The sequence below is a fragment of the Brevibacterium sp. genome (assembly GCF_031179145.1).
GTDB lineage: Bacteria > Actinomycetota > Actinomycetes > Actinomycetales > Brevibacteriaceae > Brevibacterium.
In genome coordinates, this window is sequence record NZ_JAPSIB010000003.1 from 173,275 (window position 1) to 189,687 (window position 16,413).

The following is a 16,413-nucleotide window of genomic DNA, read 5'->3' on the forward strand; positions in this document are numbered from 1 at the left end:
GGTTCGCAGCAGACGATTTGGTGGTCACAGACCCGAGGGAAACCACGATATTTCACGGTTTCCCCTCGGGTCTGTGACCACCAATTCTGCATTCACGGCCGACCGAGAGTGCGGTTACACGGGTGGTGCCTCTCAGGCGCGATCAGCTGGCTCTATCGGCGGCTCGACCTGGACGACGATCTTGCCGGACTGCTGATTCGACAGCATGTGCTCGTAGGCCCCTGCGAAGTCCGCGAACTCGAAGACCCGGTCCACCAGAGGCGAGAGCTGACCCCCATTCAGCGCGGCCGAGATTGCGGCGACGGCGCGTTCACGTTGGTGGGGATCGCCGACATGGTTGTACATCGAGTACGGGTGGAAACGAGCCCGCACACGTGCCATTGCCGCGACCGGCACAACGGGTTGGGCATCGCTGAGCGTCCCGTAGCCGAGAACGATGGCATCCGGACCCAGTAGATGCGCGTAGTCGAAGAGCGAGTCCCCGGCGATCGGATCGAAGGAAGCCGCGAATCCGCGCCCGAGCGAAATCTCCTGGCTGACGGCATCGAGATCGTCGACTCCGTCGATGACGACGGCATTGGCGCCGTGTTCGAGGACCAGGTCTCGTTTGGCGGCGGTGCGAATCGTCGCCACCGTCTTCAGTCCCAGCAACTGCGCGATCTGCAGGGCGCCGAGGCCGGCGCTGCTGGCCGCAGCCCTCACGAGGACGGTGTCACCCCACTTCAGGTCAGCCGCTTCGGTGAAGGCGAACCAGGCGGTGAGGTACTGCATCCAGATGGAAGTGCCGTGGATGAAGTCGATCCCGTCGGTAAGCGGCGCCAAGTAGTCCTCGGGAGTCACTGCAGTCCTGCCCTGGTTGCCGTGACACAACGTGTGAAACGGCAGCGCCGATACCCGGTCGCCGATCTGGAAGCGGCTCACTGCGCTGCCGACCTCGGTGACGACGCCGGCAGCCTCCTGCCCGATCCGGGTGGGGAACTGCGGGACCGTGTAGTGTTCGCCCGCCAGGAACATGAGATCCGCCCGATTGAGGGCGAAGGCTCTGACTTCGTAGCGGACCTCGTCGGGCGCCAAGGGCGGGTCATCGACGTCGACGACCCGGAGGCGTTCGGGACCGCCGAACTCGCTGAACTGCAGGACTTCGGCCATGATGTGCCCTTTCGATACGCGGTGGGTGGGCGGTGTCAGCGACGGACGCGGTCCGCTGCCGCCAAACCGACTGCCGCCAGGATGATGAAGCCGGTGACCAGGTCCTTCAGCTGCGGATTGAGGCTGAGCAGGTCGAAGCCATTGCCGATGAGTGCGATGAGGAAGACTCCGGCGACGGATCGCCAGACGGCTCCGACCCCTCCGTAGATGCTTGTGCCGCCCAGGATGACGGCGGCGATGGCCTGCAGCTCCATACCGGTCCCCGCCAAGGGCTGTCCTGAGGCGATGCGGGAGACTCCGATGGCGCCGGCAATGCCTGCGGCCAGACCGCTCAGCGCCATCACAGCCACTCTCACCCTGATCACCCGCACCCCCGACATCTCGGCCGCCTCGGGGTTCCCACCGACGGCGAACACATGCCGGCCGAAGACCGATCTGCGCAGAACGAACCACAGGGCAGCGACCACGGCGATCATGACGAACACGGAGATGAAGATCCCTCCGATCCTCTCTCGGCCGAGCGCCGAGAACCCTTCGGTGGTGACGGTGATGAGGCTTCCACCGGTGATCAGGACGGCGATGGTCGTGAAGATCATCGATGAGGCGAGAGTGGCGAGGAAGGAATGGACTCGGAGCCGAGTGATGACAAGCCCGTTGAAGGTGCCCAGCAGGATTCCGATGACGGGTGCGGCGAGCAGAGCGGGCCAGACGGTGTCGAAGGCCATGGAGATCGACGCCGCCAGCACACCTGCGAGGCTGTACATCGCGCCGGTGGAGAGGTCGAAGTTGCCCGAGATGATGACGAACGTTCCGGTGGCGGCGATGATGACGAGTGGAGCGTTCTGACTGAGGATGTTGACAAGGTTGCCGAAAGTGAAGAACGACGGGGACAGGATGGCGAGGGCGACGATGACGACGCCCAACAGGATGAGGACCGCGTATTCGATGGTCACCTGGCGGATCGATGGTCTGGTCCTGGCGGCCGGAACACGGTTGTTGAACAGCTGTTTCATGCTGCGGGCTCCTCTCCGGAAGCGACGTGGAAGAGTCGGAACAGGACGTTCTCCATGGTCGACTCGCTCGGTTCGATGTGATCGATGGTGCGACCGCCTGCGACGAGATAGGCGCGGTGCGCCAATTCCATGATCTCCTCGTGTTCGGAGGAGATCAGGAGCACCCCGTAGCCGTCGGCGGCGAGTCGGCTGATGAGGTCGTAGATCGTGCGTTTTGCACCGACGTCGACCCCACGGGTCGGCTCATCGAGGATGACCAGATCGGGTTTCGCGGCCAGCGCCTTGGCGAGCAGGGCCTTCTGCTGGTTGCCGCCGGAGAATTGCCCCACCGGGCGTTCGATGTCCAGGGGTCGGATCTCGAGCGAATCGGCGAGCTCGCGGGCTGTGCCGATCTCAGCGGACGTGCGCACGATCCCCGAGGTGGCGCGAGCTGCCAGGCTGGACAGGGCAATGTTCTCCCGGACAGAGCGTTCGAGGACGAGTCCGTCCTTGTGCCGATCCTCCGGGACCAGGAAAACTCCTTCGGAGATCATCCGATGCGGAGGGGCCCCGGTCCGGTCGAAGCCTTTGACCTCCACGGTTCCGCCCGTGATCGCATCGACGCCGATCAACGCGCGCAGGCATTCGGAGCGACCGCTGCCGACGAGTCCGAGCAGGCCCACGATCTCGCCGCGATGCACCTCGAAGGACATATCCTTGACCCCTGTGTCCGTTGCCAGGTTCGACACCTTGAGCAGAGGGACGTCGCCTGGTTCAGGTGCCTCGGTGCGGTCCGGAAACGCCTGATCCAGTTCACGGCCGAGCATGGCGGTGACCAGATCGCGTTTGCCGACATCCTCGGCGGGCACGGTCATGATGTGCCGGCCGTCGCGCATGACCGTGACGGTGTCGGAGACTCGCAGCACGGAGTCGAGGAAGTGCGACACGTAGATGATGCTGCAACCGCGTTCGGACAGACTGCGCATGAGGGTCTCGAGCTGGCCCATCTCATGTGCGGTCAGCGAGGACGTCGGTTCATCCATGACGATGACGTTCGCATTGCGTGCCAGTGAGCGCAGGATCTCCGTCTTCTGCTGGTCCGCGATCCTGAGATCGCGGACCAGTGCTCGTGGGTTCAGGCCGAAGCCCACTTCCGCGTCGAGAGCGGCGAAGCGTTCGTTCAGCCCGCGTTTGAGGAACCCGAGTCGATGTCGTTCGGCCCCCAGGTACACGTTCTCGGCAACGGTGAGGTCCGGCACGAGGGCGAGTTCCTGGGCGATCATGGCGATTCCGGCGGTCTGGGCCGTGCCGGGGTTCCAGTGTCTGACCGGGTCCCCGTCGATGAGAAGGTCCCCGTCATCGGGAGAATAGACTCCGGCGATGATCTTGCCGAGAGTTGACTTCCCGGCGCCGTTCTCGCCCACGATCGAATGAACCTGGCCGGGACGGATCGTCACGGACACGTCATCGAGAGCCTGGGTGGCGCCGAACCGCTTGCTGATGTGGCTCAGCTCGACCGGCAGTCGGTCCGCATCACTGTTCGACATGGCTCAGCCATTCCACTGACCGGTGAAGTCGGGATTCGCCTCGAGGTCTTCCTTGGTGGCGATGGGCCCGATGTCGAGGAGCGTGTCGGAGTCGATGACGGTCTCAACGGGTTCGTCCCGCACCGCATTGACCGCCTGCTCCACGGCTCTTTCGCCCATCGTGACGGGGAAGCTCATGAGATCGTTGGTCCACTTTCCCTCACGGACGGCTTTGATGGCCTCGGTGGTGCCGCCGCCTCCGTTGAGGAAGATGCTTGACGGTTCGATGCCGGCATTCTCCAGGGCGATCTGCGCTCCCATGGTCTGCTGATCGGCGATGCTGAGGATGCCGTTGATGTCCTTGTTCCCCTGCAGGAGATTGGCGACCGCGGTCAGCGACTTGTCGCGGTCGTAGCCGCCTTCGAGGGTGGCAACGATCTCGATGTTGTCATGCTCGCCGAGCACCTCCTTCCAGACCTTGACCCGCTCGATGTCCAGGGGTGAGTTGAGCAGGCCGGCCAGGAGGCCGATCTTGCACGGATCGATGTCGGCGCAGTAGTCGACCACCGTTTCGGCCTGCAGCTTCGCGCTGTTCTTCGGCGGGGACGCGACTGTTGAGACCACGCCTTCGACCTGGGGCTCCATCTTGTTGATGTCGGGGCCGATCGGGTTGAGCACGGCGACGACCGGGACGTCCTGTCCCAGGGGGAAGGCGGCGCCCAGCCCGGGTCCGTCATGCGGTTGGACGATGATGGAGTCGAACTGGCCGTTCGTCCCCGCGTTCTGCATCTGGGACAGTTGGGTGTTCGCGTCGAACTGTCCGTCCTGGATCTCGGTGGAGATCTCGACCCCGAGCTCCTCGGACAGTTCGGCCGCACGTCCTTCGATGCCTTCGTACACGGCTTGGTTGTAGCCGTTCTGCGACGAGGACGCGAGGAACACGAGTGAGAGCGAATCGTCGCCGGCTGTGGAGGAGCTGCAGGCGCTGAGGCCGGCGGTCAACGCCATGGTGCCGAGGACGGCGATGGTCTTGGTGACATGCTTCATTGCATTCATCCTTCTGTTCGGACCCGTCGTCGGTGGATCCGAGGACTTAGGTCGGTGGTGCAAGCCGAGTTGCGCGGTACTGCGTTCACCTCGGCGTGGGACGGAGGCCCTGCGGAGCCGGCATCTGTGTCGACGCCGCAGGAGCTGTGGGTCGTGGAGCTGCGGATCGTGGAAACTGCCGGCAGGTTCGGTCGGCGGCGAGTCTTCTCAGCGCAGAGCTCTGCCCTCCGTCTCCGGGATGCCGAAGGTGCCGATGACGGCGACGACCATGAAGACGGCGATCGATCCCACGACGGCGGCGGCCCCCATGCCCTGGTCCATCATCCAGCCGACGACCGGGACGGAGACGGCTTGGGCCGCCAGCAGCGAGGCGTTCGACAGTGAGTAGCCGGCGCCGCGGATCTTCGTCGGCATGGCCTCACCGCGCCAGGTGTTCCAGATTCCCCACGATCCCAGGATGAAGAAGGCGAACATGAAGTTGCCGAGGTAGAGCTGGAAGGTGTCGGAGGCATTGCCGAAGATCAGCCCGCCGATGCTGGCGCAGAGCGCGAAGATCACGAAGACCCAGCGGCGCCCGTAGCGGCGGGTCGCCCATGCCGCCAGCAGGTAGCCGGGGATGGCGACGACCTGGCTGATGGCGACGAAGCCGAGAGAGGTCGAGATGCTCAGGCCCTTGTCCTGCAGCAGCACGGGCAGCCAGGCCTGCAGTCCCCAGTAGGCCCAGTTGTAGGTGAAGGAGATGAAGATGATGAGCGTCATCAGCGGCAGGGTGCGCACCTTCTTGATCGAGGCGACGAGGTGGTTCTCACCCGTCTCGGGATCGAGGGTGAGATCGCAGTCAGGTCCGAGATCGAGCCCGAAGTCGCGGATGACGGCCTTCGCCTCCCCCGTCCGTCCCCGCTTGACGAGCCAGTACGGCGATTCGGGGACGAACTTCCAGATCGCGAACGCCCAGACAGCCGCGAAGGCGGCGATGATGGCGACGACCCTCCAGCTGATCTCACCGAAGAGCGCGCTGGTGCCGATGCACATGAGCACGCCGATGGGGAAGCCCATCGACAGGGCGACAGTCGCCTGACCGCGCCGCTTGGTGGGCAGCAGCTCCATGAAGTAGGGAACGGTGATCGCATAGACTCCGGCGAAGGCGATGCCGGAGACGAACCTCAGCGCCACGAAGAAGGTGAAGTTCGCGGCCAGGGCGGCGACCGTGGCGACCACTCCGTACAGGAGGAGGCTGATGATCGCGACGTTCTTCTTGCCCATCTTCTCGATCAGGGCCGCCCACATGATGGTGCCCGGGACCATGCCGAGGGCCACTGCTCCCAGGGCCGTGCCCACTTGGGCCATTCCGACTCCGAAGTCCTCGGAGAGGAGGTGGCTGACGTAGACCAGTCCCACCTGTTCCCAGGCGTCGATGACGAAGGTGATGAAGAGGACGGAGCCGACGAGGATGTGCGAGCGTTCGAGCTTCATCTCGCTGAATGCTTCGCCGACCGTCATGGTCTGCTGATTCCTCATCGTGTCCGAGTGTGATTGACTCATCGGTCTCTCCTGTTTCTCGAGTCGGTGAAATCGGTGGCGAGTTCGTGGACGGTGCGTACGCCCCACCCCGTCGCCTCAGGTCCGCCCCTGACGGTTCTGACCGCGGGTCCTGCGAAGTCGATGTGAGCGAAGGGGACCGTGTCCGCGACGAACTCCCCGAGCAGCAGGGCAGCGGTGATGGCGCGTCCGGTGTCGGTCCGCGGATGATTGCGCAGAGTGGCACCGGGTGCGTCGGACCGGATCTGGTCCGCGTACCGCTGGGCCCAGGGCAGCCGCCACATCTCCTCCCCGGTCGTCGCCGAGGTGGTGAGGAGCCGGTTTCCGAGTTCGTCGTCGCGGGCGAGCACGGCGGCGATCTCCGGACCCAGGGCGACCATCGCCTGGTAGGTCAGGGTGGCGAGAGTGACGACTGCGGCGGGTTCGTGTTCGCCGATGAGGGCGAGGGCGTCGGCGAGCACGACGCGTCCTTCGAAGTCCGTGTCGACGATCTCGAGGCCGGCCCCGCTGCGCATCGTCACGACGTCACCCGGCAGCACGGATTCCGGACCCGGAACGTTCTCCGCGAGGGGAAGTACGGCATGGATGGGGCAGGGGGAACCGGTCATGGCCAATGCCACCAGGCCCCCGAGCACCGCTGCCGCTCCGGCGCAGTCGGTGTGCATCGAATACATCGCGTCAGGGGACTTCAGTGAGTGGCCGCCCGTGTCGAAGGTGATTCCCTTGCCGGCGAAGGCCAGGGCCCCCGTGGGCGGTGCGGCTGTCCCGGCGCTTTTCGCCGAGGTGTCGGCAGCGTCCGAAGTGTTGGCAGCCTCCGAGCCGCCCGGCAGCCAGAGCTCGACCAGTGCAGGGGGTCTCTTCGAGCCCTGGCCGATGGCGATGATTCCGCCGAAGCCGCCTTCCTCGAGTTCAGGGGCGTCCCACACCCGGATGCCGAGTCCATGTTCGGCGGCGAGTTCCTCGGCGCGCCGGGCGAACTCCGCGGGTCCGAGCTGATTGGCGCGGGCGTTGGTGAGTTCGCGGGCGATCTCCGTTCCCCGGCGCAGAGCGAGCTCGATCTCGATGGCGCTCGTCACCTCGGCGGGGGTGAGCCCGGTCCCGGTGCCGAGGACGATGTCGATCGTTCCCAGAGGTTCGAGACCTCCGATGCCGTCGAGGATTCCCGCAAGCAGAGGACGCAGATCGCGCGACTCGATCGGATCGAGTCCGAGGAGCACGGAGGACTCCCCGACGGCTGTGAGGAGGTGGCCGAGGTCGCGTCCCCAGTCGATCAGCGATGAGGCTGCCCCTGAGGAGGGGAACGGTGAGAGCCGGAGGATGCGCGGAGAATCGGACGCGATCAGCGACCCATCCCATATCTCATCGGCGCCGATGACCAGCCGAGGGTGTTCGGCTCGGTCGCGCACATCCAGGAACGGCATCGTTCTGCTCCTCTCGGGAGTCTCAAGCGGTCGGCCACATCGGCGACCTCGGACGAGAGAGAAGCTACCAGTGGCTGAGATCACAATGGGTTGCGATCTGCACATTGTCAGAGGGACGAATAGGCGATCTGCCCAAATTTTCGACGGCGGCTGTCTGTAGGTTGACCGCAACGATCCGAGACTGCCAAAGGAGGCCACTTGTGAGTTCGTACAAAGTGTCCATGGACATCGGTGGCACTTTCACCGATATCGTCACTTACGACAACCAGGCGAAGAGGTACCGCGCGACGAAATCCTCGACCACGCCGGGAGAGCTGAGCCGGGGCGTGATCTCCGGACTCGATTCCGTCATCGATGACCTCTCCGACATCGACTTCACCGTCCATGGGACCACACAGGGCCTCAACGCGTTCCTCGAACGCCGAGGCGTCGGCGTCCTGCTGCTCGCCACCGACGGCGTCGAGGACAGCTACCACATCGCCCGCGGACCACGGCTCGAACTCTACAATGCCCAATACCGGAAACCGGAACCGCTCATCGAACGCAAGGACGTCGTCGGGATCCGGGGGCGCCTTGCCTATGACGGGTCCGAACTCGTTCCCCTCGACGAGGAGGCCGTCCGGGACGCTGCCCGTCGGGTGCGCGACGGCGGCTACGGTGCCGTGGCCGTGGCGTACCTCTTCAGCTACAAGAACCCGGACCACGAACGGCGGACCCGGGAGATCCTGCGCGAGGAACTCGGCTCCGATTTCACGGTGGCCCTGTCCCACGAGTCGGCGAAGGAATGGCGAGAGTACGAACGCACCTCCTCGGCCGTCGTTGAAGCCTATACCGGCCCTGTGGTCAGGGACTACCTGCGCAACCTCGAGGATGAGCTGAGCACCCGCGGGGTCGAGGCGCCGCTGCACATCATGCAGTCCTCAGGGGGCATCCTCACCGCCGCCTCGGCACGCGAACACCCTCTGCAGACCCTCTTCTCCGGACCGGTGGGTGGAGCGATCGGCGGGGCGAAGCTGGCCGAGTCGCTCGAGTCGGGCAACCTCATCGGCGTCGACATGGGTGGGACGTCGTTCGACGTGTCCCTGGTCATCGACGGAGTGCCGGATGTTTCCACCGAGGCGGTGCTCGAAGGCCAGCCGATGCTGATGAGCGTCGTCAACATCCACACGATCGGCGCCGGCGGAGGCTCCGTGGCCTGGATCGAAGCGGGAGGACTCCGTGTGGGGCCGCGCTCAGCCGGCGCCAGTCCGGGGCCCGCCTGCTATGGGCGCGACGGGACGGAGCCGACCGTCACGGATGCCAACCTCGCACTCGGCCGGGTGTCTGCGGAGGGCTTCGCGGCCGGGCACATGTCCCTCGACATCGAGGCGGCGAGGACGGCCCTCGCGACCGTCGGTGAACCGCTGGGACTCGGTCCGGTCGACATCGCCGAGGGGATCTGCGATGTCGCGAACACCCAGATGGCGCAGGCGATCCGGACGATCACGATCTCGCGCGGGATCGAACCCCGCGACTTCACTCTCGTCGCCTTCGGCGGCGCCGGCCCGATGCACGCGGTCTTCCTCGCCAAGGAGCTCGGCATCCCGGAGACCGTCGTCCCGCGCTTCCCCGGGGCATTCTCTGCCTGGGGCATGCTCCAGGGCGATGTCCGCAAGGACTTCACCCAGCCGTACTTCCACCTCGACGAGGACATCGACCCTGCGGACATGTCCCGGACCCTGCGTGGGATCGAGGCCGAGGCGCTCGCCTCGCTCGCCGAGGAGGGCGTGCCCGAGGACAAACGACATGCCCAGCACTCCGTTGACGTCCGCTATCAGCTCCAAGAGTTCTTCCTCACCGTGCCGCTGACCTCGGCGGACGAACCGCTCGACCCGGACTTCGGGCGGCGTCTGGCCGAGCGCTTCGCCCGCCAGTACGAAGATCGCTACGGTCACGCCAACCTCGGTGCCCCGATCGAGATCGTCACTCTGCGGACCCGGGTGACCGGAGTCCTCGAGAGCGCTGAGGAACGACGCAGCGAACCCGCCGAGGGTGCAGACTTCCCGCACCGGACGAAGCCCGTCGTCTTCGATCGGGAGCCCAGGGACACGATGATCGTCGAGCGAGACGATCTCCGGTCCGGTCACACCTTCGCCGGACCCGCCATCGTGCTCGAGGACACAGCGACGACCGTGGTTCCGCCGGGATTCTCGGTCCGGGTGGACGACCAGGGCGCACTCATCATCCGTAATCTCGAAGTCGAAGGGAATGACTGACATGACTCTGCTCGATCATGCCGAACCACCCGTGCACCGGGCCGATCCGGTCACCGTCGAAATCATCCGCAACGCCCTGACCAGTGCGGCCAACGACATGAACGCGACGCTCATCCGCTCCGCCTACTCGCCGATCCTCTATGAGGGAGGGGACTGCGTCGTGGCCCTCCTCGACACGGATCACCAGGTGCTCGGCCAGTCCGCTGGTCTGCCCCTGTTCCTCGGGAACCTCGAAACCTGTTCGAAGGCCGTCGAGGAGAAGTACGGCAGTGAAGTCTGGCAGCCCGACGATGTCTGGATCCTCAACGACTCCTACCTCGGCGGGACCCACCTCAACGATGTGACGATCTTCGCCCCGGTCTTCGTCGACGGCACCCACGTCGGATTCTCAGCGACCCGCGCCCACTGGATGGATATGGGGTCGAAGGACGTGGGCGGGTCGATGGACTCCGTGGACATCTTCCAGGAGGGCCTGCGGATGGGGCCCGTCAAACTTCACGAAGCGGGCAGAGAGACCTTCATCGTGGACATCATCTCGACGAACGTGCGATTTCCCTATCAGACGATCGGCGACATGAATGCGATGATCGCGGCGCTGCGGATGGGGACGATCCGGATGCAGGAGCTCGTCGCCCGCTATGGGATCGCGACGATCGAAGCCGCCCGGGACGAGATCTTCCGGCAGACCGAGGCGCTCGAGCGCAAGACCGTGGCGGACATCCCCGATGGGGTCTACGAGGCCGAAGGCGTACTCGACAATGACGGGATCGACCTCGACACCCCGATCCCGATCACGCTCAAGGTCACCGTCAGCGGCGACACCATCGACTTCGACGTCACGGGATCCGCCGATCAGACCCGGGGACCGGTGAACTGCGGTGTGGCTCAGGCCGTCTCGGCGCTGCGGGTCGGGTACAAGCTGCTCATCAGCCCCGAGACGAACTCGAACGGAGGATCCTTCCGGCCGCTGAGCACGCAGGTCCGCGAGGGTTCGGTCCTGGGCGCGGTGGCACCGGCGGCCTGCCAGTGGTACTTCTCCCACCTCGGCCTGCTCATCGACCTGGTGTCGAAGGCGCTCGCCCCTGCCCTGCCGGACCGTGTGGTCGCCGCCTCACACGGCGACTCGATGATCATCAACACCGCCGGCACGGATCCCCGCACCGGTCGTGACTGGGTGACCATGGAGGCGACCTTGGGCGGCTGGGGAGGCTGGGACGGATCAGACGGCGAATCGGCCCTCATCAACAGTGTCAACGGGTCGATCAAGGACCTGCCGATCGAAATGGTCGAGACGAAGTACCCCTTCCGGATCACCGCCTACCGGATCGAGAAGGACACCGGAGCGCCGGGCAGGTGGCGCGGCGGCAACGGGGCGACGCGGGAATACGAGTTCCTCGCCGACTGCGCCGTCGGACTGTGGTTCGAACGGTCGCGGACCAAGCCGTGGGGACTCTTCGGTGGCGAGACAGGCAGGGGCCCCGAGGTCATCATCAACCCGGGCCGGGACGACGAGGAGCGTCTGCTCAAGGCCAATGCGCGGCCGATGAAGGCCGGCGACGTGATCAGGTTGACCGCCAGCGGAGGCGGAGGCTACGGGAACGTCGCGGACCGGGATCCGCAGGCTGTCGCCTCCGACGTCGAGAACGGCTATGTCTCCGTCGACCATGCTCGCCGCCACTATGGCTACGAGGGCTGAGTTCCCTGTTCACAGGGTCGATTAGGGAGGGATGAACTATCATCGCCTACGGGTCGACCCGGTGATCGGAGCCGATGCTCGACCAGTGGTGGGGCAGCGGTCCGGCGACATCACGCGGCGCCCAGCTCTCGAGACGACGGCGAGGTCAGATATGCGAATCGGGGTGTGCGTGCACAGCACCGAGATCCGTGCCGTCACTGTGCGAGACGATGGAGCCATCGCCTCCCACGTCGTTCCCCTCGCGGACGAAGCAGGCATCGGCGGATTCGCCCAAGCCCTCGAGCAGCTGCTCGACCTCGAGCGTCACGACGAGGCGGTCACCTCGGTGACTTTCGATGTCGGTGCGGTTCTCCGGCGGAAGGCGGCAGGGAGGACGACCTTCGTGCGAATCGCTCCGCGGGCACCTGTCGACATCGTCCATGAGCACCCCGCCGAGGCGGTGGATGGGGAGGACGTCGACATCGTCCACATCGCCGGCGGCCACTCCAATTCCGGTGAGGAGCTCGTGCCATTGGACGCCGAGGCGCTGGTCCGGTGGTGCTCCCAGGCTCCGCGCGGCAGTCGGTACGTGATCACGGCGGTCGGATCGCCGATCAACGAATCTCACGAAGTGCGGGCCGGACAGATTCTCCTCGATCATGCTCACCCAGGAAGCGTCGAGTACTCGCACTCGTTCCACAGCAGTTCGGTGGCGGTGCGCGAGCGCACTGCCGCGGTCAACAGCTCCCTCATCGACAGCGCCGAGGAGATCGTGGGCGCTCTGCATCCGGTGCTCGGCCGGGCGGTGCCGGGCGCTCGTCTCTACGTGACGACGAACGAGGGCGGGTGCCACCCTTTGGCCCGGCTGGCGGTGATGCCGGTGCACTCCCTGTTCGCCGAGGCGAGCAGCGCTCTCGTCGGAGCGGCCGCCCTGGCCGCGTGCCGGGAAGGGTTCGTGGCCGTCCGGCGCGGCGAAGGCACCTTCATGGGCCAGTTCGTGCGGACCTGTCCGGCGGTGTTCCCCCAGTTCCGGACGAGTTCCGGGGCGGCGCTGGCAACCCAGGTGGCCAACCTCGTCGAGATCTCGCCGGAGGGCCACGGCCTTCCCGCCGCTGCGGTGATCGTCGAGGAGACCGAACTCGGAGACGACGAAGCCGAGCCTGATCGCCCGGTGCTGCGGACGGCGCTGAGTCTGTGCGCCCTCGGTGCGGTCGTCACGCCCCTTGCGGACTGGGCACATCGGGTGGTCCCCGGCACGACCGAAGGCGAGGTCAATGCGTCGATCATCGCCCTCGAGTCTCGGGTCCGCGCCCGGCTGGTGTCATTCGGAGCGCACGACCGCCGGATCGACCTGCTCGAGTCCGGGGTGGAGGCCAGCAGCTATGACAACTCGAGCACAGTGACGGTTCGAGTCCGGGGAGTCTCCCTCGACCCCATCGCCCTCGACAGGGAGTCCGTGGTCGACCTCGTGCCCGCCCGGCCTCCGGGGCGCACATCCTCACGTGAGGGCAGGAGGAGCGACCATGTACCTCGACTCTGAGGATGTGAGGAATCTCAGCGCCGGAGCGCTGTTCAATGCGTGCGCCGCGGAACCCGAATGGACAGAGGACGGGATGAGGCGGGTGCTCGCCCACATGGACATGACCGGGCTGCGACCCGAACTCAAACAGGTCACGGATCTCGATCCGGACGCGCTCGTCGTCTGCGTCGGCTTCGTCAACAACGGGCTCTCCCTGTCCGAGCTAAGGCCCGTCGGCGACGAATTCATCGCAGCGATCGAGCTCATCGCCGAAGCCCACGGTCGTGAAGTCGCCGGTCTGATTCCTCTTGCGGCGGGCAGCGCCAACGCCGTCGTGCCGTTCCTCGCCGGGATGCAGTGCGGAATCCCCGTCATCGACGCCGATCCGATGGGACGGATCTTCCCTCTCGTGTCCCAGACAGTCTTCGCCCTCAACTCCCTGCCGATCGGTCCGATCGCGGCGGTGAGCGCGCTCGGCGAGTCCGCGCTTCTGCGAGTGGACGAGCCTGCGCGCGGAGAGCGGCTGCTGCGGGCCCTGGCCGAGGAGTTCGGCGGTTGGGCGGCGACCGCGAGCTATCCGATGACGGCAGATGCCTTGGGCTCCGCCGGGATCCTCGGAAGTCTGTCGAATCTCATCGCGATCGGACGGGTCCTCGAATCGTCGCGGGGTACGGACCACAAGCACAGTGAGCTGCGGCGGTCCTGCGGAGTCCGGCAGATCGTGCGGGCTCGCGTGAGCGAGGACTCCTGGGTGGCCCGACCGTGGGCGCCGAGCAGAGTCGGGATCCCTGCCAGCGTCGTCCTCGAAGAGGAGGCGGGCGGGCAGATCATCCAGCTGGAGGTGCAGAGCGAGATCCTCATGATGCTCTCCGACGGCGCGGTCAGGGCGGTTTCGCCCGATATCATCACGCTTCTGCGTCCTGCGGACTGCAGTGTGGCCTCTCTCGACGACCTGTGGACGGGGAATGTCCTCGACATCTGTGTCCTCCGGGCAGCGAGTGCCTGGTACACACCCGCTGGAAGGAAGCTGGGACGCCGGCCCTCGCTGGCGATGATGGAGGAGACCCGATGACCAAGGACACACGTCGGAGCCCGGGAGCGGGAGAGGTCAGACTGGCGGACTTCGTCTCTGCGTATGCGGCCGAGCTCACCCAGGTCCATCATCTCGCGCCTGTGGGGGGCGTGATCAGGGATCTGGCCCTGATCTCCGACATCGAAGAGATCATCGGAGTCGGGCCCGACACCCTCGTCGTCCTCTCTGACACGGCTTCGCAGGGCGACTGGATGGTTTCGGCGGGACTGCGCTATGCCTGGGAACGTCGCGCCGCCGGGCTCGTGGTCCCGCACAGCTCGGTGACGAAGACGGCGGTGCGATTGGCCGAGCGCCTCGGCGTCTCCCTGTTGTCGACCGAATACGACGCCACCCGGACCGCGCTCGATCTCGCTCTGCGAATCGGACTCACTCGGTCGGGTCAGGTCGCCCGGCTGCAGCAGTTCACCTCTGCGGCTGCGCGGGCGAACGGCCTGCGGGAGCTCCTCGGCCTCGTCTCCACGGAGGTCGGCGGACGGCGGGTGCGGGTCGAAACCGCGGGATCGATCGTCTTCTCCGTCACCGCTGACGAGGTCGAACTCGACATCTCGAATGACCAGATGTCCGAGGGGGTGATCGACGGGGAGGCCATCGATGGTCTCGTCGAAGTGTCGGCCGAGGTCACGGGCGGGAAGATGGATTCGGATGTGCTCAGGATCTTCGTCTCCCCCGACGAGCGGGAATATGCCGGGCGCGTCCTGGAGGCCGTGGCACCGAGCGTGCGGGCACTGACGGCGGAGTTCCGGCTGTCCTCACTCACCTCGTCGTTGCCCTCATTGACGATCGCGGCACTGACGGGTTCATCGCGCTTCGACCTCATCGGTGAGGTCTCGTGGAATGCGTCGGAAGCGGCCGGTCGCTGGCCGCTCACCGGATCGTTCGTCTCCGTCTGCGTGCTCGCCGAGGAACGGGACTCATCCGCCGTCCACCAGGTGTGGCATGCGACGTTCCCCGACGTTCCGCTGGCTCGGATCGACTCGGGATGGTTGGCGCTCGTCCCGGTCCGGGCGAAGGAGGGGAAGGCTGCGGTGCTCGCCGCAGTCCGGGCAGGTTTCACCGTGTTCGCCGATCTCGACCTCGGGGTCGGGATGTCCGACCCCGGGATGGGCCCCGAGCGAGTCGCCGCGGCGGTGCAGGAGGCCTGGCTGGCCGCCCGCCTGGCTCGCAGCTCGGACAGGACTCGCAGCAAGGGGTCGGGTCCCGTCCTCGAGTTCGCGGCGATCCCTCTCGGACTCGCACAGGGTGCTCTGCCGCGGGAACTCGCGGTCGAACTCGCTCGGGCGATGTTCCCCGAGCTTCTCGCCGACGTCGAGGCTCACGTGATCATCGAGACGATCGTCGCCCTGCTCGACTGCCGCGGTTCGGTTTCCAAGGCGGCGCAGCGCCTCGGCGTCCACCGCAACACCCTTCATGCCAGACTTCGGAGGGCCGGGGAACTCGGGGTGCCTCTGGGAGATCCGGATTCGACCCTGTCCCTTCACCTGATCTTGACCGGCCTTCTCTCTGCCCGTGGCTTCAGATCCGGTACGACGCCCTCGGCAGAAGGCGAAGAAAGCCGGACAGACCGCGACAGCGCGTGACGGTGCCCGCTTGCGACAGCGGCTGACGACGGTGCCCGCTCGCGGCAGCGGCTGACGACGGTGCCCGCTCGCGGCAGCGGCTGACTGCACAGTTCTGTCCTTTACGCCAGTGCAGACTGCCCAGGGTGGCCGAGGTGGCCCCCGGTAGTGTCTCGGACAGCAGATGTGACGTGGATCAAGTCCCCCATCTCCATGTCCGCCGGCCGTGCGCCGGATCCTGACCAGCGACCGGCCCTGCCGGTGCGAGAGACAACGACGTTAGGCAATCATGTTCCGATCAGTTCTCACCCTCCGTGCGCAGCCCGAGCAGGTCGACGCCGTGCTGCAGCTCTTCCGGGACGAAGGAATCCTGCAGGAGTCCTTCGACAAGACCCGTCAGATCAGCTCCGACATCGCCGTCGCCGCAGACGGTTCCGGCGAAGTCGTCATCACCGCGGACTGGCCCGACGAAGACGGCTACCAGGAATGGCTCGACCACCCCGACCGGAATCGCGCCAGCCCGCAGCTCGAGGAGATCCTCGCCGGAGCGGAGGTCGGTGTCGGAAAGCTCTACCGCATCGACCAGCGCGTCCAGTCCGGCTCCTCGACCGGCGATCCTTCCCGTTCATGATCATGAACCG

Annotated in this window: 12 protein-coding genes; 6 read left to right on the forward strand and 6 right to left on the reverse strand. The window is 66.0% G+C overall.

All coding sequences use genetic code 11. From position 1 onward, the window contains the following. Positions 1-132: 132 nt before the first annotated feature. The 6 genes from RIT73_RS03995 to RIT73_RS04020 all read right to left on the reverse strand — a co-directional run bounded on the left by RIT73_RS03995 (position 133) and on the right by RIT73_RS04020 (position 7,674). A complete protein-coding gene (locus RIT73_RS03995) occupies positions 133-1,149 on the reverse strand; it encodes an alcohol dehydrogenase catalytic domain-containing protein (RefSeq protein ID WP_309130760.1) in 1,017 nt (338 codons plus the stop codon). Positions 1,150-1,184: 35 nt separating this feature from the next. Beyond that, complete coding sequence (locus RIT73_RS04000) at positions 1,185-2,162, reverse strand: ABC transporter permease (protein ID WP_309130761.1); 978 nt, start codon at positions 2,160-2,162, stop codon at positions 1,185-1,187. Beyond that, positions 2,159-3,688 (reverse strand): sugar ABC transporter ATP-binding protein, encoded by a 1,530-nt coding sequence (locus tag RIT73_RS04005; protein WP_309130762.1) that lies wholly within the window; start codon positions 3,686-3,688, stop codon positions 2,159-2,161. Before RIT73_RS04005 ends, RIT73_RS04000 begins: the two co-directional genes overlap by 4 nt. Positions 3,689-3,691: 3 nt before the next feature. Then, positions 3,692-4,714 carry a sugar ABC transporter substrate-binding protein gene (locus tag RIT73_RS04010; protein WP_309130763.1) on the reverse strand — a complete coding sequence of 341 codons (1,023 nt, stop codon included), beginning with the start codon at positions 4,712-4,714 and terminating at the stop codon, positions 3,692-3,694. A gap of 207 nt (positions 4,715-4,921) precedes the next feature. Further along, entirely contained in the window at positions 4,922-6,256 is a 1,335-nt protein-coding gene (locus RIT73_RS04015; protein ID WP_309130764.1) for an MFS transporter, read from the reverse strand. Beyond that, a complete protein-coding gene (locus RIT73_RS04020; RefSeq protein WP_309130765.1) occupies positions 6,253-7,674 on the reverse strand; it encodes a M17 family metallopeptidase in 1,422 nt (473 codons plus the stop codon). The genes RIT73_RS04015 and RIT73_RS04020 overlap by 4 nt, the downstream gene beginning before the upstream one ends. A 200-nt stretch (positions 7,675-7,874) precedes the next feature. Between RIT73_RS04020 and RIT73_RS04025 the strand changes: the two genes are divergently transcribed. From RIT73_RS04025 to RIT73_RS04050, 6 genes are all read left to right on the forward strand, one after another. Then, positions 7,875-9,929 (forward strand): hydantoinase/oxoprolinase family protein, encoded by a 2,055-nt coding sequence (locus RIT73_RS04025; RefSeq protein ID WP_309130766.1) that lies wholly within the window; start codon positions 7,875-7,877, stop codon positions 9,927-9,929. Next, the gene (locus tag RIT73_RS04030; protein ID WP_309130767.1) at positions 9,922-11,625 is read left to right on the forward strand and encodes a hydantoinase B/oxoprolinase family protein; all 1,704 of its coding nucleotides are present in this window, start codon (positions 9,922-9,924) and stop codon (positions 11,623-11,625) included. Before RIT73_RS04025 ends, RIT73_RS04030 begins: the two co-directional genes overlap by 8 nt. Before the next feature lie 31 nt (positions 11,626-11,656). Then, positions 11,657-13,144 carry a hypothetical protein gene (locus RIT73_RS04035; protein WP_309130768.1) on the forward strand — a complete coding sequence of 496 codons (1,488 nt, stop codon included), beginning with the start codon at positions 11,657-11,659 and terminating at the stop codon, positions 13,142-13,144. After that, a complete protein-coding gene (locus RIT73_RS04040) occupies positions 13,128-14,195 on the forward strand; it encodes a DUF917 domain-containing protein (RefSeq protein ID WP_309130769.1) in 1,068 nt (355 codons plus the stop codon). Before RIT73_RS04035 ends, RIT73_RS04040 begins: the two co-directional genes overlap by 17 nt. Further along, the gene (locus RIT73_RS04045; RefSeq protein ID WP_309130770.1) at positions 14,192-15,793 is read left to right on the forward strand and encodes a helix-turn-helix domain-containing protein; all 1,602 of its coding nucleotides are present in this window, start codon (positions 14,192-14,194) and stop codon (positions 15,791-15,793) included. Before RIT73_RS04040 ends, RIT73_RS04045 begins: the two co-directional genes overlap by 4 nt. A 268-nt stretch (positions 15,794-16,061) precedes the next feature. Further along, positions 16,062-16,403 carry an antibiotic biosynthesis monooxygenase gene (locus RIT73_RS04050; RefSeq protein WP_309130771.1) on the forward strand — a complete coding sequence of 114 codons (342 nt, stop codon included), beginning with the start codon at positions 16,062-16,064 and terminating at the stop codon, positions 16,401-16,403. Positions 16,404-16,413 lie beyond the last annotated feature (10 nt).